20 protein-coding genes are annotated in these 21,578 nt (G+C 61.4%); 16 read left to right on the forward strand and 4 right to left on the reverse strand.

Annotation, left to right across the window (positions count from 1 at the left end; all coding sequences use genetic code 11):
* The first annotated feature begins 14 nt into the window (after window positions 1-14).
* The 3 genes from ACQZ60_RS23590 to ACQZ60_RS23600 are packed head-to-tail and all read left to right on the forward strand — an operon-like array spanning window position 15 to window position 2,201.
* The gene (locus ACQZ60_RS23590; RefSeq protein WP_035264521.1) at window positions 15-1,364 is read left to right on the forward strand and encodes a multicopper oxidase family protein; all 1,350 of its coding nucleotides are present in this window, start codon (window positions 15-17) and stop codon (window positions 1,362-1,364) included.
* 52 nt (window positions 1,365-1,416) lie between these two features.
* Entirely contained in the window at window positions 1,417-1,893 is a 477-nt protein-coding gene (locus ACQZ60_RS23595) for a cupredoxin domain-containing protein (RefSeq protein ID WP_003522074.1), read from the forward strand.
* Window positions 1,894-1,916: 23 nt separating this feature from the next.
* Window positions 1,917-2,201: a copper-binding protein gene (locus ACQZ60_RS23600; RefSeq protein WP_003522073.1), complete on the forward strand. Its 285-nt coding sequence runs from the start codon at window positions 1,917-1,919 to the stop codon at window positions 2,199-2,201.
* A gap of 87 nt (window positions 2,202-2,288) precedes the next feature.
* Here ACQZ60_RS23600 and ACQZ60_RS23605 read toward each other — a convergent pair whose 3' ends face one another.
* Window positions 2,289-2,816: a phosphatase PAP2 family protein gene (locus ACQZ60_RS23605; RefSeq protein WP_448736244.1), complete on the reverse strand. Its 528-nt coding sequence runs from the start codon at window positions 2,814-2,816 to the stop codon at window positions 2,289-2,291.
* A 481-nt stretch (window positions 2,817-3,297) separates the two neighbouring features.
* Between ACQZ60_RS23605 and ACQZ60_RS23610 the strand changes: the two genes are divergently transcribed.
* From ACQZ60_RS23610 to fhuB, 9 genes are all read left to right on the forward strand, one after another.
* Window positions 3,298-3,996, forward strand: a complete 699-nt coding sequence (locus ACQZ60_RS23610; RefSeq protein WP_003522071.1) for a response regulator — start codon at window positions 3,298-3,300, stop codon at window positions 3,994-3,996.
* Complete coding sequence (locus ACQZ60_RS23615; protein ID WP_448736245.1) at window positions 3,993-5,150, forward strand: ATP-binding protein; 1,158 nt, start codon at window positions 3,993-3,995, stop codon at window positions 5,148-5,150. Before ACQZ60_RS23610 ends, ACQZ60_RS23615 begins: the two co-directional genes overlap by 4 nt.
* 130 nt (window positions 5,151-5,280) lie before the next feature.
* A complete protein-coding gene (locus tag ACQZ60_RS23620) occupies window positions 5,281-6,234 on the forward strand; it encodes a DUF535 family protein (RefSeq protein ID WP_448736246.1) in 954 nt (317 codons plus the stop codon).
* Window positions 6,235-6,405: 171 nt separating this feature from the next.
* Window positions 6,406-6,924: an RNA polymerase sigma factor gene (locus ACQZ60_RS23625; RefSeq protein WP_035264557.1), complete on the forward strand. Its 519-nt coding sequence runs from the start codon at window positions 6,406-6,408 to the stop codon at window positions 6,922-6,924.
* The gene (locus tag ACQZ60_RS23630; RefSeq protein WP_448736247.1) at window positions 6,921-7,898 is read left to right on the forward strand and encodes a FecR family protein; all 978 of its coding nucleotides are present in this window, start codon (window positions 6,921-6,923) and stop codon (window positions 7,896-7,898) included. Before ACQZ60_RS23625 ends, ACQZ60_RS23630 begins: the two co-directional genes overlap by 4 nt.
* 181 nt (window positions 7,899-8,079) lie before the next feature.
* A complete protein-coding gene (locus ACQZ60_RS23635) occupies window positions 8,080-10,485 on the forward strand; it encodes a TonB-dependent siderophore receptor (protein ID WP_448736248.1) in 2,406 nt (801 codons plus the stop codon).
* Window positions 10,486-10,487: 2 nt separating this feature from the next.
* Window positions 10,488-11,276 (forward strand): siderophore-iron reductase FhuF, encoded by a 789-nt coding sequence (gene fhuF / locus ACQZ60_RS23640; RefSeq protein ID WP_448736249.1) that lies wholly within the window; start codon window positions 10,488-10,490, stop codon window positions 11,274-11,276.
* Window positions 11,269-12,153: an iron-siderophore ABC transporter substrate-binding protein gene (locus tag ACQZ60_RS23645; RefSeq protein ID WP_448736250.1), complete on the forward strand. Its 885-nt coding sequence runs from the start codon at window positions 11,269-11,271 to the stop codon at window positions 12,151-12,153. Before fhuF ends, ACQZ60_RS23645 begins: the two co-directional genes overlap by 8 nt.
* Window positions 12,153-14,132: a Fe(3+)-hydroxamate ABC transporter permease FhuB gene (fhuB, locus tag ACQZ60_RS23650; RefSeq protein ID WP_448736251.1), complete on the forward strand. Its 1,980-nt coding sequence runs from the start codon at window positions 12,153-12,155 to the stop codon at window positions 14,130-14,132. Before ACQZ60_RS23645 ends, fhuB begins: the two co-directional genes overlap by 1 nt.
* Before the next feature lie 22 nt (window positions 14,133-14,154).
* Here the strand turns inward: fhuB and ACQZ60_RS23655 are convergent, their stop codons facing one another.
* Window positions 14,155-15,675, reverse strand: a complete 1,521-nt coding sequence (locus ACQZ60_RS23655; RefSeq protein WP_448736252.1) for an MFS transporter — start codon at window positions 15,673-15,675, stop codon at window positions 14,155-14,157.
* 130 nt (window positions 15,676-15,805) lie between these two features.
* Between ACQZ60_RS23655 and ACQZ60_RS23660 the strand changes: the two genes are divergently transcribed.
* A complete protein-coding gene (locus ACQZ60_RS23660; RefSeq protein WP_003522061.1) occupies window positions 15,806-16,660 on the forward strand; it encodes a LysR family transcriptional regulator in 855 nt (284 codons plus the stop codon).
* 20 nt (window positions 16,661-16,680) lie between these two features.
* Here ACQZ60_RS23660 and ACQZ60_RS23665 read toward each other — a convergent pair whose 3' ends face one another.
* On the reverse strand, window positions 16,681-17,292 hold the full coding sequence (locus ACQZ60_RS23665) for a 3'-5' exonuclease (RefSeq protein WP_448736253.1): 612 nt from the start codon (window positions 17,290-17,292) through the stop codon (window positions 16,681-16,683).
* 82 nt (window positions 17,293-17,374) lie between these two features.
* Between ACQZ60_RS23665 and ACQZ60_RS23670 the strand changes: the two genes are divergently transcribed.
* The 3 genes from ACQZ60_RS23670 to ACQZ60_RS23680 are packed head-to-tail and all read left to right on the forward strand — an operon-like array spanning window position 17,375 to window position 20,826.
* The gene (locus tag ACQZ60_RS23670) at window positions 17,375-18,469 is read left to right on the forward strand and encodes a PspA/IM30 family protein (protein WP_137396280.1); all 1,095 of its coding nucleotides are present in this window, start codon (window positions 17,375-17,377) and stop codon (window positions 18,467-18,469) included.
* On the forward strand, window positions 18,469-19,128 hold the full coding sequence (locus ACQZ60_RS23675) for an OB-fold-containig protein (protein WP_448736254.1): 660 nt from the start codon (window positions 18,469-18,471) through the stop codon (window positions 19,126-19,128). The genes ACQZ60_RS23670 and ACQZ60_RS23675 overlap by 1 nt, the downstream gene beginning before the upstream one ends.
* A 6-nt stretch (window positions 19,129-19,134) precedes the next feature.
* A complete protein-coding gene (locus ACQZ60_RS23680) occupies window positions 19,135-20,826 on the forward strand; it encodes a flotillin family protein (protein WP_448736255.1) in 1,692 nt (563 codons plus the stop codon).
* 138 nt (window positions 20,827-20,964) lie between these two features.
* On the opposite strand, the gene ACQZ60_RS23685 is transcribed toward ACQZ60_RS23680, so the two are convergent.
* Window positions 20,965-21,516, reverse strand: coding sequence for a TetR/AcrR family transcriptional regulator (locus tag ACQZ60_RS23685; protein WP_448736256.1), 552 nt, complete (start codon window positions 21,514-21,516; stop codon window positions 20,965-20,967).
* Window positions 21,517-21,578: the final 62 nt, after the last annotated feature.

The following is a 21,578-nucleotide window of genomic DNA, read 5'->3' on the forward strand; positions in this document are numbered from 1 at the left end:
GAAAGGAAACGACCATGTTTAACAGAAGAAACTTTCTGGGTGTCGGCGCCGCAATGGTCTCCTCGGCGGCCTGGGCGAAAACATCCAACACCAGCCTGCCGGAAGCGGCAGTGATGGAAACGGCTGCGACCCAGGCCCCGGTCAAGCCCACCACCGGCCCGGATTACAACCCCGTCGTCACCCTCAACGGCTGGACCCTGCCCTTCCGGATGAACAACGGCGTCAAGGAATTCCACCTTGTCGCCGAGCCGGTGGAGCGCGAAATGGCGGAGGGCATGACCGCTCGCCTCTGGGGTTATAACGGCCAGTCGCCCGGTCCGACCATCGAGGCCGTCGAAGGCGACCGGGTGCGTATTTTCGTCACCAACAAGCTGCCGGAACATACGACGATCCACTGGCACGGCATGATCCTGCCGTCCGGCATGGACGGCGTCGGCGGGTTGTCGCAACCGCATATCCCGGTTGGCAAAACCTTCGTCTACGAGTTCGATCTCGTGAAATCCGGCACCTTCATGTACCACCCGCATTCGGACGAGATGGTGCAGATGGCGATGGGCATGATGGGCTTCTTCGTGATCCATCCGAAGGACCCGGCCTTCATGCCGGTGGACCGCGACTTCGTGTTCCTCATCAATGCCTTCGACATCGACCCCGGCTCCTATGTGCCGAAGATCATGACCATGACCGACTTCAATCTGTGGTCATGGAACAGCCGGGTGTTTCCGGGCATCGATCCGCTGGTGGTTTCCAAGGACGACCGAGTGCGCGTGCGCGTCGGCAACCTCACCATGACCAACCACCCGATCCACATGCACGGTTACGATTTCGAGGTGACCTGCACGGACGGCGGCTGGGTGCGGCCCGAGGCGCGCTGGCCGGAGGTCAGTATCGATATTCCCGTGGGTGCGATGCGGGCCTATGAATTCGACGCCAAATATGTCGGCGACTGGGCGATCCATTGCCACAAGTCACACCATACGATGAATGCGATGGGACATGACGTCCCGACCTTCATCGGCGTCGACAAGAAGACCGTCGCAGAGAAAATCCGCAAGGTGCGGCCGGAATATATGCCGATGGGCACCGCCGGCATGGCCGATATGGGCGCGATGGAAATGGAAATCCCCGAGAATACCGTACCCATGATGACGGGTTGGGGTCCGCACGGCCCCATCGAGATGGGCGGCATGTTCTCCGTGGTGAAGGTCCGCGAAGGCATCTCCGCGGGCGATTACTCAGATCCCGGCTGGTACGAAAACCCGCCCGGAACCCAGGCCTGGGAATGGACCGGCGAGTTGCCGGATACGACCAAGACCAATGACCCCAAAACGCAGATCACGCCGAAACCGATGAAACACGGCTGATCGCGCAGACCCAACCCCACAAGAACCCCTACCAAAATCAAGGAAATATGGAATGACCAAACTGAAAATTGCACTGCTTCTCACCGCTCTCGCCACGCCCGCCCTTGCATCGGGCACCCACGGCGGCGGCCATGAGGCGATGGCGATCGGCGAACCGGGCGACAAGGCCAAGGTGACCCAGACCATTCAGGTGACGATGAAGGAAACGCCTGACGGCAAGATGGTGTTCACGCCCGCCAAGTTCGACTTCAAGAAAGGCAAGACGGTTCGCTTTGTCGTGAAGAATGTCGGCGAACTGGACCATGAATTCATTCTCGACGAGCAGAAGGCCAATCTGGAGCACAAGGCCGCCATGGAGAAGGCTCCGGAGATGGAGCACGACAATCCGAACGCGATCAGCCTCGCGCCCGGCGAAAGCGGCGAAATCATCTGGAAATTCACCAATGACGGCATGTTCGAATTCGCCTGCCTGAAACCCGGACATTACGAGGCCGGCATGCGCGGCGATCTCAAAGTTTCTGCAAAGTAACCCGGCAACAAAGGAATCTGACCATGAAGACCATCGTTAAAATCACCGTTGCAGCAGCACTCCTGCTCACCGCTCCCCTCAGCGCATTCGCAGAGGAATTCACCAAGGGAACGGTAAAGAAGGTCGATGCCGCAGCCAAGAAGGTCACCATCATCCATGAAGAACTGAAGAACCTCGACATGCCGGCCATGACGATGGTGTTCCGCGTCAAGGACGATGCGATCCTCGCCAAGCTCAAGGAAGGCGCCAATATCGAGTTCGTCGCCGAACGCGCCGACGGCAAGCTGGTCGTCGCCCAGGTGAAATAAGGCCTCCGGTCGCTCGGCAAGAAACAGCAAGGGCAGCGGTTTTCCGCTGCCCTTTTTGATATTGGGCGGAGGGGATTCCCCTTAGCCTTATTGTTCCGCAAATGGCCTTGTTTCCGCGACAGGCCGCGTCCCGTCGACCTTGCGCGAGAAGGCGGCGTCTATCGCCTGCCGGTTGTTCATGAACGGCCGCTGGAGCAGAAGGAACACCGCGAGCATCAAAGGCCATGCAATCAGGACATCGGAGAGGAAGTGAGCGCCCATTGCCACCCTGTTCAGGGAGACAATCACGATAAATGGCGCCAGTATCGCAATACCGATCAGGCGAAATTTCTCTGGCAGAAGAATGGTGAAGGCCAGAAGAGCGGCTGCGGAAGCGCTTTCACCGGAAGGAAAAGAGCAATTTCGGGCGCAGCCACCGTCAAGGGAAAGAACCGGTGTAAACAACAGGTCTCCCCCGAACTCGCCAAGATGGCGCGGTCTTGCCCTGCCAAACGCGTTTTTCAGTATATGAACCGAGGCGCCCGGTCCGAGAGCAAAAAAGACACCAATAAGCAGCAGCTTGTGCGGTGGAAAAAGCCGGTGCAGGCCGCCCGAAAATGGCATGAGGACAAGCATGCATACCAGCCCCGACAATAGAACCGGCGGAAGCATGCGGTTCAGATCTCGGACGGAAACGAGGAACTCGTCCTCGCCAAGGTGAAAACGGTCCGTCCAGAATTGCCGGCTCACCTCAAGATCGATATCCGACCTGACCGTGAAGACGATCATCATCGCAAGAGCGACCAGAAGGGCCAGCAGGGAGGAACTGCCGGAGGCACGTAAAAAAGCCTGACGGGCGACATGGATGGCGCCTGCGCGAAATTTCGACCTCTGGGTCCAATTCCGCTTTTTCCGGTCGGTTTTACTGGCGAGAGGCTGGTGCATGGCCAGTTCTCTTCCGCAGAAATGTCAAGGCTTTGCGGAGAAAGAGACAAGACTGCAAGGAAAGCGGCACCGATAGTGTTTATTCGGGGATGGAGGCTCTTGCCCGATGTTTCGCATCCGCTTAGCGTCCCGGCGTTACCACGGCTTACAGAAGCAGATTTGCGGATCGAGTATGGACAAAGGGCTTATTCTGATCGTCGAAGACGACCCCGATATTATTCAGATTCTGGACGCCTATCTCATTCGCGAAGGATACAGAACCGTCAGGGCGAGCGACGGAGAAATAGCGCTGACGCATTTCTCCATGTTGAGACCGGATCTGGTTCTGCTCGACATTCGCCTGCCGAAGTTCGATGGCATCGAGGTGTTGAACCGCATCCGGCGGGAACGGGATACGCCTGTCATCATGGTCACCTCTCTTGCGGAGGATATGGACAAGCTGACCGGCCTTCGCCTCGGCGCTGACGATTACATCGTCAAACCTTTCAATCCCCACGAATTGATCGCGCGGGTGAATGCCGTGCTGAAACGCACGCGACAGCCGGCCGCCGGCGGGGTCTTGCGCTTCGGGGCCATCGAAGTGGACACCGAAGCCTATGTCGCGGCCGTTTGCGGCGATGGGGGACGGACCGTTCTGCCCCTGACGCTGAGCGAGTTCAGGATACTCGCCCATATGACGCGCCGCCCCACCCACGCCTTTCAGCGCGCCGATATTCTGGATGCCTGCCTGCCGGAAAGCGATGCGCTGGCGCGCACCATCGACACGCACATCGCCAATCTGCGCAAGAAACTGGCGGATCATGGCGCCTGCGGTTATCTGGTCTCGGTGCGCAGCGTCGGTTATCGGCTGGCCGGGGAGCAGAAACCATGAAACTCTGGCGACTGCGCCTGCGCACGATGACGGCGATCACGATCACCACGATGCTCATCTTTGCCGTCGCGTTGGTCTATTTCGGCGTTTCCTGGTATGCGGACAATATTGAAGAGCGCATCATCGCCCAGCTTTCGCCCGATGCCTCCAAGGCCTTCTCGGATATCGACCGGGGCGTGATGCCGGACCAGCGCCAGCTTCAGGCCCTTATCGAGGTTTTGCCGGGCCTGGAGGACGAGGCGGATAACGAGCTTATCAAATCGGTGTTCGTCTTCGGATTGCTCGGCGTCCTTCTGTGCAGCTTGCTCGGTTACTTCATCTCGCGGCGCATTGCAGCACCTCTCGGCGAACTTGCAGACGCTGCACGGCGCATGGCGACCGGCGATTTCAGCGGAGGCGCAAAGATCAAGGCGAGCCCCATCGCCGAAGTCGCATTTCTGGTCGACAGTTTCGAGAGTCTGACGCGGGAACTTCAGATGATGGAGCGCCGGCTGAAGTTCAACACGATGGCGGTGGCCCACGAATTGCGCACCCCGCTGACGATCCTGCAGGGCCGTTTGCACGGCATCGCGGATGACGTCTTTCCCCTCGACAAGCAAGCCATTCGCCACCTCATCGTCCATGTGGAAGGGCTGGCGCGTCTTGTCGATGATTTGCGCACACTTTCCCTGGCGGAAACCAACAGCCTCGTCAAAGACACGCAGCCGCTTGATCTTGCCGCCGAATGCGCGGCCGTGGCTGAAGCGGCGCGGCCGCTGATGGATGAGGCCGGCATCGATATTGATATGTCGCTGGAGCCCGCTCCCATTTGCGGCGACCGCCAACGCCTTCGGCAGTTGCTGCTGATCCTGATGGACAATGTGCGCCGCTACGCGGCGAGTGGCAAGTTTCTGCGCTGTTCGACCGGGCTTCAGGATGGGCGTCCCTTCGTCACGATCGAGGATAAGGGACCGGGCTTTCCCCCCGGCGTCGAGGCGCACGGCATCGAACTCTTCTGGCGGATGGAACCGTCACGCGCGCGCAAAACCGGTGGCACGGGGCTCGGCCTGTCGATTGCCCGCGCAATCGCACGGGCGCATGACAGCGATCTGCAGATAAAGACACGACCGGACGGCGGAACCATCGTGACGGTTCTCTTCGCGCAAACGCCCTGAAAGATTTCCGCGGGCAATCCGTTGCGGCAACGAACCGGTCTTCATGGAAGACAGGCTGTTTCCCGACAGAATCTCGACAATTCCGGCGCATGCCCCGGCTGAACGCTCATGTTCTGCCGGAAGCCCATGTATGTCGCGCATTCAAGATGCTGCCGTTCTGGCAGAGAAACGCCCGGTCACCGATGAGGTGGTCCAGACGGTTTCGGAAACACCTCATTTTTTGTTGATCCGGAGAATTATGACCTTTGCCGGACGTGCCCACTGGAAGCGGACCGTCCTTTTCTGGCTGCGTTTTGCAGCCGATCCATTGGTCACCTTTCGATGGTGGTGGTTTCTGGCCGGGTTTTCAGCGGAGCGAGAATTACAGCTCCCGCATGACGACCTTCTCCAAAAACCGCTGTCGAAATTCCTGATCAATAAAGTTTCCCGGAAGAGACGGCTGGCTTTTCTCATGGACAATTTCGCAATTGCGGACCGGCATTTTCCCAGGAGCACCACGGCCGGGCTGTGGACGGGAAAAACCATGGACATGGGCACCCTTCGCGGCCGGAACGATGAATATCGATGCATTCTGGCGTTGGCGGATCGTTGCGGCGGCCGGCACGAGGGCGCTTTTGCTGTCAGGCTCGTGCGCGACCATGACAACACCGTTTTGTGGACGGCGACTTTTACTTTTCTGGAAGGATGCGAAACGCAGCACCACACGATTGTCGTTGGAGGCATGCAGGGTCCGCGCGCCGCAAAAGAGCAAATGGTGTCGGTGACGCGCGATCTCTCGGGACTTCGCCCCAAGGAAGCAACGCTGATGGTTCTGCAAGGTCTCGCCTGCGAGGGTGCGCTCAGCTACTTCGCTGTCGCCCATTCCAGACACCCCATCCGCTACCGTCGCGCCCGGCGGCAAAAAATGATGGTTTCAGACATCGATGCCTTCTGGCGGGAACGCTCCGGCGAACCGGACAAGACATTCGGTTTCGAAGTGCCATTCTCCAGCCTCGAGGGGAGAGACAAGCGCAGCCACATGAAATTGTCTTTTTTCAACCTCGGCAAACGCTTCCGCGAGAGCAAGGCAAACGAAAGCGCCTAGGGACATCGTGGAGAAAGTCTTGCGGGGAAGGGTCGGGAGGCTCCACCCGTGCCCATATTTTCGCACCGCATCGTGGTGCGAAAGTTACAGCTAATAAATATGATAAAAAAAATCATCTTTATCGGCTCGGCCGTCTTGCTGCGCGCGGATGGCCGGTGTTATCCAGAGACCATGCAGCAAATTGACAGCCCGGATCTTCTGGACGCGTTTTTGAATGTGAAGAGCAAGCTTGCCGCGGCGATCTATCACCGCGTGCGTTGCCACGCGACCACCTTCGATCTCGTGCAGGACACGTTCCTGCGATTGTGGGAGCGGCGGAAACTGCTGGGCCTCACGGGCGATCTTTGCGGTTATGTCATCATCACCGGCAGAAACCTTGCCATAGACCATGAGCGGCGCAAGCGTATCGCCCCGGTCTTTACCGGCATCGAACATCTTGCTTTCGTCGCCGATCCCTCGCCTACGCAGGAAACCTGCATGATCGGGCGGCAGGAGCTGGAACGCCTGCAAATGCTCGTCGATGCCCTGCCGCCGCGATGCCGGGACGTGTTCCTGCTTTCGCGCATCGAAGGCCTGACCTTCGTGGAAATCGGCCAGCGGCTGCATATTTCGCCGAAAACCGCTTTCGGCCATATGGTCACCGCTCTTGAAAAGCTGAAGACCGGCATGACGCCGCCGGGCGAGAGATGAAGGTGGCCGCGGGCAAGGATGCGAGCGCGGAGACGCCGGCCGGCCGCGAAACCGCAGCCCAAGGTGACGAAGCCGCAATAGCGCATGCGGCGGCAAGCTGGTTTGTGCATTTTCTGGAACCCGGCGCCACCGCAGCCGACGAAAGCGAATTCCGGCGCTGGATCGAGGCGGATGAGCGGCATGCACGCGCCTATGCCGATATCGAGCGCATATGGCTCGGTGCCGGCATGGCGCCGCAGCTTGGACAGGCGCAGCCGCTTGGCCGCCGTCGGTTGCTGAAAAACGGCGCGGCGGGACTTCTGCTGATCGGTGGCGTCGGAGCCGCAGCCTGGCAGGCGACGCGCCCGGCGGGTGACTATGAAACCGCGATTGGCGAGACCCGCAGCATCGCACTTTCCGACGGTTCGACCGTCGAGCTTTCCACATCGAGCGCCATTTCCGTGAATTTCACCCCGCAGCGGCGGCAGATCACGCTGCTGTCGGGTGAGGCGTTCTTCCGTGTCGCGCCGGATCGGAACCGGCCATTTTCCGTCATTACGGAAGACCTGGTGACCACGGCGCTCGGCACCGCCTTCTCCGTCTGTCGCGCGGGTTCCTCCGTCTCGGTTTCGGTGGCCGAACATGCCGTCGAGGTCGCCGCCAGACAGTCGCGGCAGGCGGTGGAGGCCGGTTACAGCATCTCCTACCGGGACGGTGTTCTCTCGCGACCCGAAGCAACCGATATCGAAACGCGGCTTGCGTGGCGGCAGGGCAAGCTGGTCTTCATCTCGACGCCCCTCAAAGAGGTCGTCGCGCGACTGGAGCAATGGCGTCGCGGCCGCATGATCGTTCTGGGCGATGCGCTCGGCAGACAGCCGGTGACGATGATCGTCGATGTCAGACGCCGGGAAAAAATCGGGCAAATCCTCGAAGAGGGCCTGCCCGTCACGGTCACCGATTATTCCCCCTGGCTGTCGGTCATCCGCCAGCGCTAGAGCATTTCAAGGAAAAGCGGCGCGCGGTTCTCCGTCCGGAAATGCGAAAACACTTCAGGGGCGTCGCCTGCACACGCGCTAAAAAAAAATTGTCCGGGGACCGAGGTTTTGCGCAAACGGAATCGTACTCGTGTTTTGAGGCCGTCATTGCGGCAACAGGAGCAGGGGAAGGTATATTACCGTGTCTAAGCGTAAAAATCATTTCAGCCACCGTCATTCAGCAACCGGATCATTTCGTATCCTGCTTCTCGCCACCGTCGCCGGCCTTGCCCTGACTGGCCCTCTGCCGGCGGCCGCGCAGACGGCGACGCAGGCAAGCGCGCTGCAATTTTCAATCGCGCCGCAGCCGCTCTCGACCGCGCTGGTGCGTTATTCCTCCATCACCGGCGTCGATGTCGTGTTTAACGGCGAAATTCCGGCCACGGTGAGGACGGCGGGTGTCACGGGCGCATTCAGCCGCAAGGATGCCCTCACGCGCCTGCTTGCCGGAACCGGCCTTTCCTACACCTTCACCAGCGCCAACACCGTGCGGCTCAGCAACCCTGGCGCCGCCGCAGCGCCGGTTGCGGGCTCCACCCTGCTCCAGCCCATCGAACTGACAGGCAACAGGGGCGGCGGTGACAACGCCACCGTGGCGGCCAAGAACAGCTCCGGCGCCACCAAGCTCGATACGCCGCTCATCGAGACGCCCCGCTCGGTTGCGGTCGTCACCAAAAAGGAAATGCAGCAGCGCGGCGTGCAGGACATCATCGAGGCCGTGCGTTATTCCGCCGGCGTCACCACCGGCACCGCCGCCGGCTTCGACCCGCGCTTCGACCAGATCTATATTCGCGGTTACGACGCCACCACCATGGGCGACTACAAGGACGGGCTGCGTCAGCCCTATTTGAACTACGGCATGTTCCGCACCGATCCCTATTCGCTGGAGCGTGTAGAAATCGTCCGTGGCCCGATCTCCGTGCTTTATGGCGCAGGCACGCCCGCCGGCATCGTCAACAAGACGTCGAAGCTCGCAAACGGCACGCGCATCCGCGAGGTTGAGGCGCTTTACGGCACGGAAACCCGCAAGCAGGCCGCCTTCGATGTCGGCGACACGATAGACGCTGACGGCACATTGTCATACCGCGTGGTCGGACTGGCGCGCGCCGGCGACACCAATTTCGATATTGCCGACGACCGTTATTTCCTTCAGCCGTCCTTTACCTGGAAGCCGTCCGACCAGACCAGCCTCACCGTTTACGGGCTCATCCAGTCCACCGAAACCGACGCTTCGGTCGCGGCACTGACCGATCCGGCCGGCAATGTCCTGCGGCTGCGTGGAAGCGATCCCGACTACGACTACCAGAAGATCCGCCAGCAGCAGGTGGGCTATAATTTCGAGCACGAATTCAACGATACCCTGACCTTCAGGCAGAATCTGCGTTATTCGCATATGGATCTGCGCAGCCGTTATCTCAGCGTATCGAGCTGGACCGGCACCGTCGCCCATCGCGATCCCTGGGCGATCCGCGACGACATGAAGGCCTTCCAGGCCGACAACCAGCTTGAATGGAGCTTCGATACCGGCCCCGTTTCCCATACGTTGCTGACCGGCCTAGACTACAGCAATGTGAAGTCTTCATTCGCCTATGGTTATGCATCCGGCGGCTCCGCCTTCGACTTCGATATCGCCAATCCGCGCTACGGTTTCTCCGGGCCAACACCCGCCTACAGCGCCTATCAGTCGGAAGCCGATCTGCGGCAGATCGGGCTTTACGCCCTCGACCAGATGGAACTGGACAAATGGCGTTTCACCCTCGGCGGCCGGCAGACCTGGGTGGACCAGACCCGGCAGGGGCCTGTGACCGAAGACGTGCAGAAGGACGCCTTCACCGTTCAGGCAGGCGCACTCTATGCCTTTGACAACGGCGTTTCGCCCTTCTTCAGCTATGCCACCTCCTTCGATCCGGTTACCAAACTTTCCGCCACCGGCGAAACGCTCAAGCCCACCGAAGGCGAGCAGTTCGAACTGGGCGTGAAGTATCAGCCGCCCGGAACAGACATCATGCTTTCGGCGGTCGCCTATCATCTGGCGGAAAAGAACAAGCCCGTGGCGATCGATCCCGCCGGCCTGATATTCCGCTCGCTCGGCGAAGTGACCAACAAGGGCTTCGAACTGGAGGCGAAGGCCAATATCGCCGCCGGCTGGGATGTGATCGCCGCCTATAGCTACACCCACTCCAGGATCACGGCGGGCGACGACGCCGGCAATACACCTTCCTCGGTGCCGACCCATGTGGCCTCTCTCTGGGCGAACTACACGTTCCAGGAAGATACGCCTCTCCATGGCCTCTCGGCCGGAGCGGGCCTGCGCTATGTCGGTGAAAGCTATACCAGCACCAAAAACATCGCGAAGAACGATGCCGCCATCTATCTCGACGCCGCTCTTTCCTATGATTTCGGGGCGCTCGACAAGGATTATGACGGCCTCGTCGCGTCCTTCAACGTCCGCAACATCGCCGACGACCGCAACGTCGCCTGCACGGACGGTTATTGCTATCTCGGGCAGGGCAGGAACATCACGGCGTCCCTGAAATATCGCTGGTAACCGTGGCGACCGCAGGCTGCAACCCGGTGGCGGGGCGCGTGGCGAAGACCATGGCGCCCTGCCTGCAATCGGCGCATGAAGGGCTGCCGGACTTCGCGTCCGTCGGCTCTTTCGGCTATTGCACGGACAAGTTCCTGCTTGCACCGCCCTGCGGTGCGGAGGTTCTGCCCTGCCGGCAGCTTGCCTGCGAAGATGTTTTTTGCGGCTTGATGACCCGCCACAACGCTGCCCATCCGGACGCCGACCCGAGGGCCGCGGCATCGCTCTGGACACTTTATTATTTCAGCCTGCTGACCATCACGCCCACCGTCTGCCGCCTCGTGCACGGCCGGCGCCTGCCCCTGGATCTCGGCGATCTGAGCGTGATCATCGATCCGGAAAACGCCCTTCCCGTCGCATTCCTGCTCCCCCATGCCGGCGATCAGGTCGGCGAAGCATCCGCGCCCGAAGATCTGCATGGGCTTCTGCGCGATCACCTCGCGGCACTCATCCCCTCCATCGCCAGGGCTGCGAAACTTGCTCCCAAATTGCTGTGGAACAATGCCGCCGTCTATCTGTCGTGGATCATCGGGGAAATCGAGGCGCAGGCCGATCCGGCGCTCGCACGCGCCTGCCGGGCGGTTATCGACGATGCCCTGTGGCCGGATGGCAGCCGTAATCCCATGTCCGGCATGGTGGTTAAGGGCAACAGGCGCGTTTGCTGCCTGCGATACATGATCCCCACCATTGGCGGATGCGGCGCAAGCTGTCCTCTGCCCTGCGGACAAACCCGGGACACGCACGATGCCTGACCATTCGCCCACTCGCCGCCTGCTGATGGCCGCAGCGCTTACCCTGCCATGGCAGAGCGTGGCGAAAACGGCGATGCCGAAGGGTGGCATCGTCTCGCTCGATTACGGGCTTGCCTCCACCCTGCTCGCGCTCGGCACCGCGCCGGCGGCCATCGCCGCACGCGCCGACTGGGACACATGGATGGTGGAGCCTGCCATGCCGGAAGGCGTGGCCGACCTCGGCTTGACCGCCGAAATCAATTTCGAAGTGCTGGCGAGGCTGAAGCCCGACGTCATTCTGTCAACGCCTTTCCTTGCCTCGCTTACCCCGAAACTACAGTCGATCGCTCCGGTGATGGAATTTTCCATCTATACACCGGAGAGCGACGCCCTGACGGCCTCCTACGCCGCGACCCGCAAGCTTGCCGCAGCCCTCAACAGGGAACAGCGGGGAGAGGATTTCCTCTCACGGGCCGAAGCCTGCTTTGCCGATTGCCGCCGCAGGCTTGAAAAATTGCGGCCGCCGCCGGTCGCCGTCATCAATTTCATGGATGAGCGCCATGCGCGGGTCTATGGCGGCCCCGGTCTTTATCAGGGCGCCATGGAAAAGATCGGTCTTGCCAATGCCTGGCCGGGAAAGACCAATTATTGGGGGTTCGAAACCATCGCGCTGGAGGCGCTGGCCGTCCTTTCGGCGGATGCCCGGCTCATCGCCTTCGAACCGCTGACGCCGCCCGACATTCTCTCGCGGCTCGATCAAAGCCCGCTCTGGAGCAATCTACCGTTCGTCCGGGCGGGCCGGGTCTCCACCCTTCCCGGCGTGCTGATGTTCGGCATGGTGCAGGAAGCCATGCGGTTTGCCCGTCTGGTGACCGAGCATCTGGAAAGCCACGCCTGATGCCGCCGGTCCTCCTGCGCCTCCTCACCCCCGCTGGTGTTGCCGCCAGCCTCTTCCTCCTCGGCGCCATCTTTGCCGTCAGCGATATCTGGCCGGATCTGCATCGATTGAGCGGCGACGGTGCGCAATATGATGTTGAGCGGCTCATGCTGCTCTATTCCACCCTGCCGCGCATGGCGACGGCGCTTCTGGCGGGCGCTGCACTGGCTCTGGCCGGCGCATTGTTGCAGCAGGCCTTGCGCAACCCCCTCGCCTCGCCCTCGACGCTCGGCATTTCAGCGGGCGCCAATCTTGCCGTTGCCGCAACCATGTTCGCCTTTCCCACCCTGGAAGGCATCAGCCGCGATGTGGTGGCGATGGCAGGCAGCGCATTGGCCGCCCTTGCGGTGTTTTCCATCGGCGCAAGACGCGGATTCTCACCGCTGTCGCTCGTCCTCGCCGGCCTGATGATCGGCATCTGGTGTGCCGCCGCCTCGGCCATTCTCGTCCTTCTCAACGAACGGTATCTGAGCGGCCTGTTCATCTGGGGTGCGGGGTCGCTGTCTTTGCAAAGCTGGGCCGTTCCCGTCACCCTCTTTCCGAAAATTGTGGTCCTGGCCGCGCTTGCCGGGCTGATCATGCGGCCTTTATCGCTGATGGAACTGGGGGATGTCAGCGCCGGAGCGCTCGGCCTTTCCGTCGTGCGGCTGCGGGTTCTTGCGGTATCGATCGCGGTCTCCTTGGCCGCGCTTGTCACCAGCGCCGTCGGCGTCATCGGTTTCGTCGGCCTTGTCGCACCCGCCATAGCGCGGCTTGCGGGCGCCCGGCGCATCGCCCAGCAAATCCTCTGGTCTCCGCTCATCGGCGCAGGGCTGCTGCTTCTGACGGACGAAATCGTCAAACGCCTTTCGGATATCACCGGCGGGCTGATACCGACCGGCGCCATGACGGCCCTGTTCGGCGCGCCGCTGGTGCTGTTTCTGCTGCCCCGCCTGAGAGCCATGCAGAGGGAATTGCCCGCTCCGCCGCCGGGCATCGTTAAACAGCGTCGCCTTTCCCCCATCATGGTCCTGTCTTTCGTTAGCCTGCTGGCTGCGGGCGTAACGGCCGCCATTCTTTTCGGCCGCGCGCCGGATGGAAGCTGGGGTTTGCTGCCCGTCGGTGAATGGAGCGAAATCCTACCCTATCGCTGGCCGCGGGTCGTCGCGGCCTTCGCAGCCGGGAGCCTGCTTGGTGCAGCCGGCGCCATTCTCCAGCGCCTGACCGGCAACGAGATAGCAAGCCCGGAAGTGCTTGGCGTTTCAGCCGGTGCAACGCTGGGCATGGCCGTCGCGCTTTTCGCCTTCACCGCCTCCGGGCCGATGCTGCAACTGGGTTTTGCGAGCGCCGGCGCCGCCGCGGTTCTTTTCGCCATCCTGTCGCTCGGCCTCAGGTCCGGCTTCACGCCCGAGCGGGTTCTTCTGACCGGCGTGGTGCTGACGGCCATGCTTGACGCGGTGATCGGCGTGCTGGCGGCCGGCGGCGACCCGCGCGCCATGATGATCATTCGCTCGATGGGAGGCTCGACCTATCTCGTCGATGGTTTCACCGCCCGGATCGCGGCCGTCTGCGCGGTGGTTTTCGCAACCATGGCCATTCTGGCGCATCGGTGGCTTACTCTGCTGCCGCTCGGCGCGGGCGCGGCGCGGGAGCTCGGCGTCCATGTTCCTTCGGCACGGGCCGCGCTGTTCATTCTCGCGGCCGCCATGACGGCGGCGGCGACGCTCATCATCGGCCCCTTGAGTTTTGCCGGGCTGATGGGGCCGCACCTTGCCCGCGAAATCGGATTTCGCCGCGCCGGCCCGCATCTCATCGCCGCAGCACTCGCCGCCGGCTGCCTGATGGTGCTTGCCGACTGGGTGGGGCGAATGGCAGCCTTTCCCTACCAATTGCCCGCCGGCCTGGTTTCCGCTCTCGTCGGCGCGCCGCTGCTCATGATCCTGCTGGGGCGAAGGAAATAGCCTTCCCTTTGCAGCCATCGCCCTAACCTTGGGCAGGCTTTCGCGCCGGGCCGAAGATCATGAAGCTGATGGCGGCGAGCAGCCAGACACTGATGCCGGCATAGAGCATGACGAGGCCGAACCCATCCGCAAGCGCCCGATGGACGAGTTCTTCCGAAACGCCCTGCGCCGAGGCGCCGGCAGTTCCCGCCGCGATCTTTTCCGCCAGCGACTGCAATTCATGCACATCCGCACCGGACTGCAGGTTCGCCCGAAGCGAAGCCCGGACGCCCTCGACCAGAATAAAGCCCATGATCGGGATGTTGATGGCGAGCGAAATCATCCGTGCGCTCATGTCGATGCCCGAAGCCATGCCGGAACGGGCGGCGGAAACCGCTCCCGTGGTGGTGTTGGTAACAGGCGTATTGGTCAGCCCGAGCCCGATACCGGCGAGGATGCAGCCGGGCAGCATGGTGAGCCAGCTCGCATTTTCGATGCCGCTTCCCAATTTCATCAGCATGAAACCGAGGCCGATGGTGAACAGCCCGGCCGGAATGACGAGGCGCGGCTGGTAGCGCAGCGACAGGCGCTCCGCCAGCGGCGGCATCACCAGCGCCGGCAGCGTATAGGCAAGCAGGCCGAGGCCGGCGGTGACGCTGTCATAACCGAGGCCCGCCTGAAACCAGATCGGCAGATAGATCATGAACGGCCAGAAGCTGATATTCATCGCCGCCGAACCGATGATCGCCCCGGAAAAAGGCCTGATGCGGAACACGGAGAAGTCGAACATCGGTCTTGAACTAAGCTTTTCAGCAATCACGAAGGCGATGAAGCTCGCAGCCGCGACGCCGAGGATCAGAAGCGCCGCCGGGCTCACAAAACCGAGCGCAGGTCCCTGCGTGATGAAAAAGGCAAGGCAAAAAACGGCGGCCGAAAGGGTCACCATGCCGGCAAGATCGAGACGCGCCGCTTCCGGATCGCGCGATTCTCCGACGCCACCCACGGCAAGCAGCCATGTTCCCGCGCCAAGCACGACGTGAACGAGGAACACCCATTCCCAGCTCCACAGCGCAACGATGGCGCCGCCGATGATCGGGCCGAAACCAAGCCCAACGCCCGAGACGATGCCCCACCAGCCGAACGCCATGCCGCGTTCGCGGGCCGTGCGGAACTGATGCGACAGGATGGAGATCTGGCACACCAGCATCGCCCCGCCGCTCAGCCCCTGAAGGAAACGGGCGCCGATCAGCACCGAGACGTTTTCCGTCATTCCGCAGGCCAGAGAGGAAAGCGCGAAAGCGACGATGCTGGCGATAAAGACACGTTTGCGGCCGAAGCGATCTGCCAGCGCCCCCGTCGCCATGAGCACCATCGTCACGCCGATGGTATAGGCGTTCATGATCCACTGAAGCTGGCGGAAATCCGCATGCAGCACCTGTTCGAGTGTTGGCAGGATCGCCGGAACGCTGGAAATTTCCAGTCCGAACATCAGGGCGGAGAGACAAACGGCAGCAAGCGCCATGGCGCTTCTGCTGCTTGCTGGTGCGGTAACGACAACGGTCATTCTTCAGCCTTTCATGGGTCGGCCCGCAACTGCGAAAACCGATCTGTGGAGGAGGCACGCTAGACAAAGCTTGACCATAACTGAATTGGATGATTGGCTATTTCAGAGACAACAAATTGGAATAATCGATATGAGCACGCTGGATGTGGAGGCCGTCGAAGCCTTCGTTACCATCGCCGATATGCAGAGCTTCACCCGTGCTGCCGAAGCGCTCGGCACCACCCAGGGCGCTATCAGCGTCAAGCTCAAACGACTGGAAGACAGGCTCGGCCAGCGGTTGCTCGAACGCACGCCGCGCTCAGTACGGCTTTCAGCGCAGGGCGCGGTATTTCTGGCGCCTGCCCGCGAGTTTCTCGCCGCGCATGACCGGGCGCTGGCGGGTCTTTCCTCCCCGCGCCGCCGCTTCGGCCTTGGCATTGCCGCCCATGTGGCGGGACCGGAGGTTCCGACCCTTCTTGCACGTCTCAACGACCACGACCCCGGGCTTACGATCGAAGTGCGCATGGATCATTCCCGATCCCTGCTGGACGCCTTCGACCGTGGGGAGATCGATGCGGCAATCATCCGGCGCGAGGACGACCGGCGCGACGGCGAGGTGCTCGGGCCGGAACATTTCGGCTGGTATGCAACCCCGCAATTCGAACACCGCCAGGGTGAACCGCTGCGGCTGGCGGCGCTCTCGCCCGCCTGTGGCGTGCGTGACATCGCCACCCGTGCCCTCGACGCGGCTGCGATTGCGTGGACGGAGGTGTTTCTTGGCGGCACATCGTCGATGGTGACCGCCGCCGTCTCGGCCGGGCTTGCGGTTTCCGCCTTCTCTTCCCGCCTTGCACCGCCCGGCACCGTGGAGGTCAGCCAGCGTTTTGGCCTGCCGCCCCTGCCCTCCACGGAAATCATCATGTTCTCCACCCTGACGGACAGCAGATCCCGGGAAGCCTTGCGCACGCTCGCCGCCGCCTTTCGCGAACATCGGCCGGGATCGTGACGCAATCCGTCTGACACCGGCTAAACGCCGAACGCTTCCGGCGTCAGTTTTCCGCCCCTCAGCAGATGTTGCAGCGTATAGGAAACCGAAAGCGCATCGTCGAGCGCATCGTGCCCCTGCAATGGCGGATGCTCGACGCCGTAATAGTCGGCCAGTCTGTTGCTCGGCGTTTTTGCCAGATCCTCCACCGGCATTCCCGCTGCAAGCAGAAGTTTGACGGCATTGTCGAAACACCCGGCAGGGATGGGCGGCTGGATGCCGGCGACATAACAGCTGATCGCCACCATATTCAACTCGTCCTTGCCCCATGACCAGCATTGGGCACCTTCCGTGAAGCTGTCGAAGCTTGAAAGGGCCTCCTGCAAGGGAACGCCTTCCGCTTCGATGATCTCCCCGGTGATCCCCGTCAGCCCGGTGAAGAACGGATCGATCGCATATCTTTCGCCATGACGGTCGACCGGACATATGTAGGTCTTATAGGTCCCCAGAAGCGGAAAATCGCCCTCCAGCCCAAGCCTGACGGCACCAATCTGCGCAATAACCGGATCGGGATCATGAGCCGCACACCAGAACCTGCGCTGGGAACCTTCCAGGCAGAGGAACTCGCAGTCGAATAGGATTGCTTTTTTCATGAACCAGCCTTTCATTTCGCATGGGCCGCATCTTGAAAGCACAAATGAAGTGCTTTATATATTTCGTATGAGCACGAAACTTTTGTCCAACGTTGTCCTGGCACTGAATCTCTCGGAGGGAAACCGCTCTTCTCTCGAAGAGACGCTCCTTGCCTATCGGCGGGCGATGGCGATCCTTGACCGGACTGAAGGCGCCAATCTCGTCGCCTTGCATGCGGCAGCTTATGAAGAGATCAGGGTCAAGACCAGCCTTCCTTCCCGCATGGTGACGCTGGCTCTGCGCGACCATAGCCAGCGCGATCCACAGGAACCGGTGCGGGACATTCCGCTCGACAGCAAGCTCTTTTCGGTCAAGGGGCCGGATACGGTGAGCATCGCCACCCTCTCGGGCCGCGTCGTGGTGCCCTATACAGTTCGTGGCTATCACGACGGCTGGAATGACTTTTCAGAAGCGCGCCTCGTGTTCGAGGGCGAAACCATCAGCATCCATGCCGGAATAAAAACCGGCTTTCAACCAAACAGGGAGGCTTCGATGAACAATGAAGGTATTCTTGGGCGACTCGGGCGTGTCATCGCCGGTGTCATGAACAACGCTGTCGATGCGGCGGAGGCGTCCAATCCGGTTGCGGTAGCGCAGCAGGCGGTGCGGGAAATCGCTCAGATCGCCGATGAGGCCCGATCCGCGCTTGGCGTGGCGGTCGCAGCCGGCCATCGCCTGAAAGCCAAGGCCGCCGATCTAGACGAAGAAATTCGCGACCTCGACGACAAGATCAGGATCGGACTTGAAAACGGCCGCGAGGATTTGGCCCGCGCGGCAACCGGGCTGCAGATCGATCTGGAAGCGCAACGGGAAGCGCTGAACAAGGCGATTCTCGAGAACGCTGCCGAAATTGCCGAGGCGGAAACTACATTGCGCAGCATCGCTTCCGCAAAGGCGGATGCGCAAAAGCGGCTTGAGGACGCCAAGCGCGCCGAACGCATCGCACCGGCAACCGATACGACCCCGTCCCAGCGCAACGACCGCCGTCTGGCTGACGCGCTCGACGCCATCGAAAGAGTAACCGGCACCCCCGCCAAGCCCAATAACGGAACGGCGGAGGTTGAAGAACTCGGCCGGATGCAGCGCCAGAGCGCCATCGAAGCACGACTCAAGGCATTTCGTGAGGGGCAGCGCTGATGGAGAGCATTGTCCAGCCAGGCACTGCTCCCTTCTGGATCGCCTTGCTGACGGTCTTCGGCCTCGGCATCGTCGAACTCCTCTCGGTCCTTCTTGGTGTATCGGCTTCGGGACTGCTTGACGACAACTTCAGTTACCACGCGCCCGGCGATGCCGAGGCGGGGTTACTCGGCAGCTGGATGTCCTGGCTTAATGCGGGCGGCGTGCCGCTTCTTGTTCTGGCGGTCATCCTGCTCTCGGCTTTTTCCGTCGCCGGGTTCTTCATTCAGGGGATCGCTTCCGCAACGCCGCTCGGGCCCTTGCCGCCCTATCTGGCCATGACCGGTGCCTTTGCCGCCGCCCTGCCGGCCACGCGGTCACTCAGCCGCACCGTTGCGAAGGTCATTCCACGCGATGAGACAAACGCGCTCGAGCAGACCGATTTTCTGGGACTTGTGGGCACTGTCACCATCGGGCCTCTCGATCAGGGCAAGCCCGGCACCGTGCGGGTCAAGGACCGGCACGAGAATATTCACTTCCTGCGCACCCAGGCTGCATCCGGTCACACGATCGATACGGGTGCGCAGGTATTGATCGTCGACGGTGCGGATGGGCTTTTTCAGGCCATTCCCGTACCGCCGGACCTGGAAACTCACCATAGCGGGCATCATAGGGGCTAACTCACCATGGATTTCTTTTCTTTGAGCCTGATTGCGGGGGCCATCGTCACGGCCATCGTCGTCATCGGCATCATCATGACATCGCTCTACACGCGGTCGACACGCGACAAAGCCTATGTAAGGACCGGCCTCGGCGGTAAGAAAGTCGTTCTCGATGGCGGCGCCATCATCCTGCCGATCTTCCATTCCTATTCCTGGGTCTCTCTCAGCACATTGCGACTGGAAGTGAAAAGATCCGAACATGAATCCCTGATCACTAAAGATCGCATGCGGGCCGACATCACCGCCGAATTTTACGTGCGGGTTAAACCCGATGCAGAAAACATCGCACTTGCCGCCCAGACACTCGGCGACCGGACAAATGATGCCGATGCGCTGAAGTCACTGGTCGAAGCGAAATTTGTCGATGGTTTGCGCTCGGTTGCAGCCACCATGTCGCTGCGCGATCTTCAGGAGCAGCGTGCCGAATTCGTCAAATCCGTGCAGGCGGCCGTCGCGCACGATCTGCAGTCCAACGGTCTGGAACTGGAATCGGTCTCGCTGACACGCCTCGATCAAACCGATATCAAGCACTTCAACCCCAACAACTCGTTCGACGCGGAGGGCCTGACGGCGCTCACCCGGATCACCGAAGAGCGTAAACGCGAACGCAACCAGATCGTCCGCGACAACGAAGTCGAAATTGCCACGAAGGACCGCGAAGCGGTGCTGCGACGCTTGACCATCGAACGCGAACAGCGCGATGCGGAACTGACGCAGGAGCGCGATATCGCCAACAAGACGGCGGAAACGCGGGCGGAAGCGGCAAGGGCCGAGCAGGCGGCCCGCCTCAACGAGGAAACGGCAAAGCTCGATACGGAACGCGGCATCGCCGAACGGGATGCCCAAGCCCGTCAGGCGCGTGAAACTGCCCGCATCGAAGCCGAGCGCGGTATTGCCGAACGCGAGGCGGAAGCGCGCAAAATCACCGAAACGGCGCGAATCGAAGCCGCTATCGCCGTGGCGCAGAAGGTGGAGCAGGAACAGGCTGCCCGCGCCAAGGCGGACGAAGCCAAGGCTTCCGCCATCACTGCGGAAGAACAGGTGGCAACAGCCCGCGAAGTGGAAATCGCCGAACGCGCCAAGCGCATCGCCGTGATCGACGCCCGCAAGGCGGCAGAGCAGGAAGCGACGGCCATCACGGTAAAGGCGGAAGCCGAACGGCAAGCCGCCGAAAACCTGGCTGCCGCCACCAAGATCGGCGCCGAAGCCGAGGCACAGGCCGCGAAAATCCGTGCCGAAGGCGTCATCGCTCTCGGCGATGCAGAGGCGCAGGCGGAACGCGCAAAGAACGATGCACGCAATGCGCTATCGGGCGACATCATCGCATTCGAACTCGCCCGTGCAAGGATCGCCATCATTCCCGAAGCACTTTCCGAGGCGATGAAACCCATCGAAAAGATCTCCGATATCCGCATCTTCAGCGCCGGTAATCTGGCCGGCGCCCTCGGTGGCGGCGGCGACGTCAAAAACGGCAATGGCCTCGGCGATCTTTCAAGCCAGCTTCTCAGCTTCACTGCGCAAAAGCCGGTTCTAGACGAAATCCTTGCACAGGCCGGCTTCAAGGGTACGGACCCGACACAGGCTCTGTTGGCTGCATCAATCGCGAACGCCACGGATCAGCCGACACCGGGAAAGCAGCAGACTAAAGAGACGTAAAAGTCCTATTCTCTTCTACGACAACAAGCGCGGTCAGCCTGAAGGCGGCCGCGCTTTTCATTTACTCCGCAGCATTCAGTAATCAGAAGCACCGATGGCTCCGATCAGGCCTCTGCGTGAAAACGCACCGGCATACGCCTAGGCAGACTGTAGCAGGCTGCTCTCCAGCGTTTCGAACGATGTCAGGTTCTGACGGGCCAGCGAAACAACCCACGCGCCCTGCAGCCCGATCACTAGTCTTTCGGCATCGGTCTGCGGATCGTGACTGCTCAGGCGCCTTGCCTGAGCTGCGATCCTTGTGGTCCAGTCATTGAGCACATCCGCACCGATCTGGCGCAAATCGGGCTTTTCATCGCCGGCCTGAATGATGCTGAGCACCGGACAACCCATGATGCGGCCATTTTCCTGCGAGAGGCGGGCTATCGCACGGCACAGCGCCACCGAGCCCGAAGCGAAGCTCTCCGCGTCCTCGAAACTCGCGTCGATCAGCTCAGCCACCTTCCGGCCCGCCCAGCGCGTCGCCTCGGCGGCAAGCTGCTCCTTGCCACCGGGAAAATGATAATAGAGAGAGCCTTTCGGCAGGCCCGTCTCCGCTAGAATTTCAGCCAGCCCCACACCCGCATAACCGCGCCGCCGAAACAGCGCGGAGGTGGCCCGTATCAGAGCGTGGCGGTTCTTGCTTTCGTCCATTCGCCTGTTTTAAGCGCTGTAGACCGTTTGGTCCAGAGATGTTATTAGACCAAACGGTCCAG

The sequence above is a fragment of the Agrobacterium sp. 22-223-1 genome, from assembly GCF_053522385.1.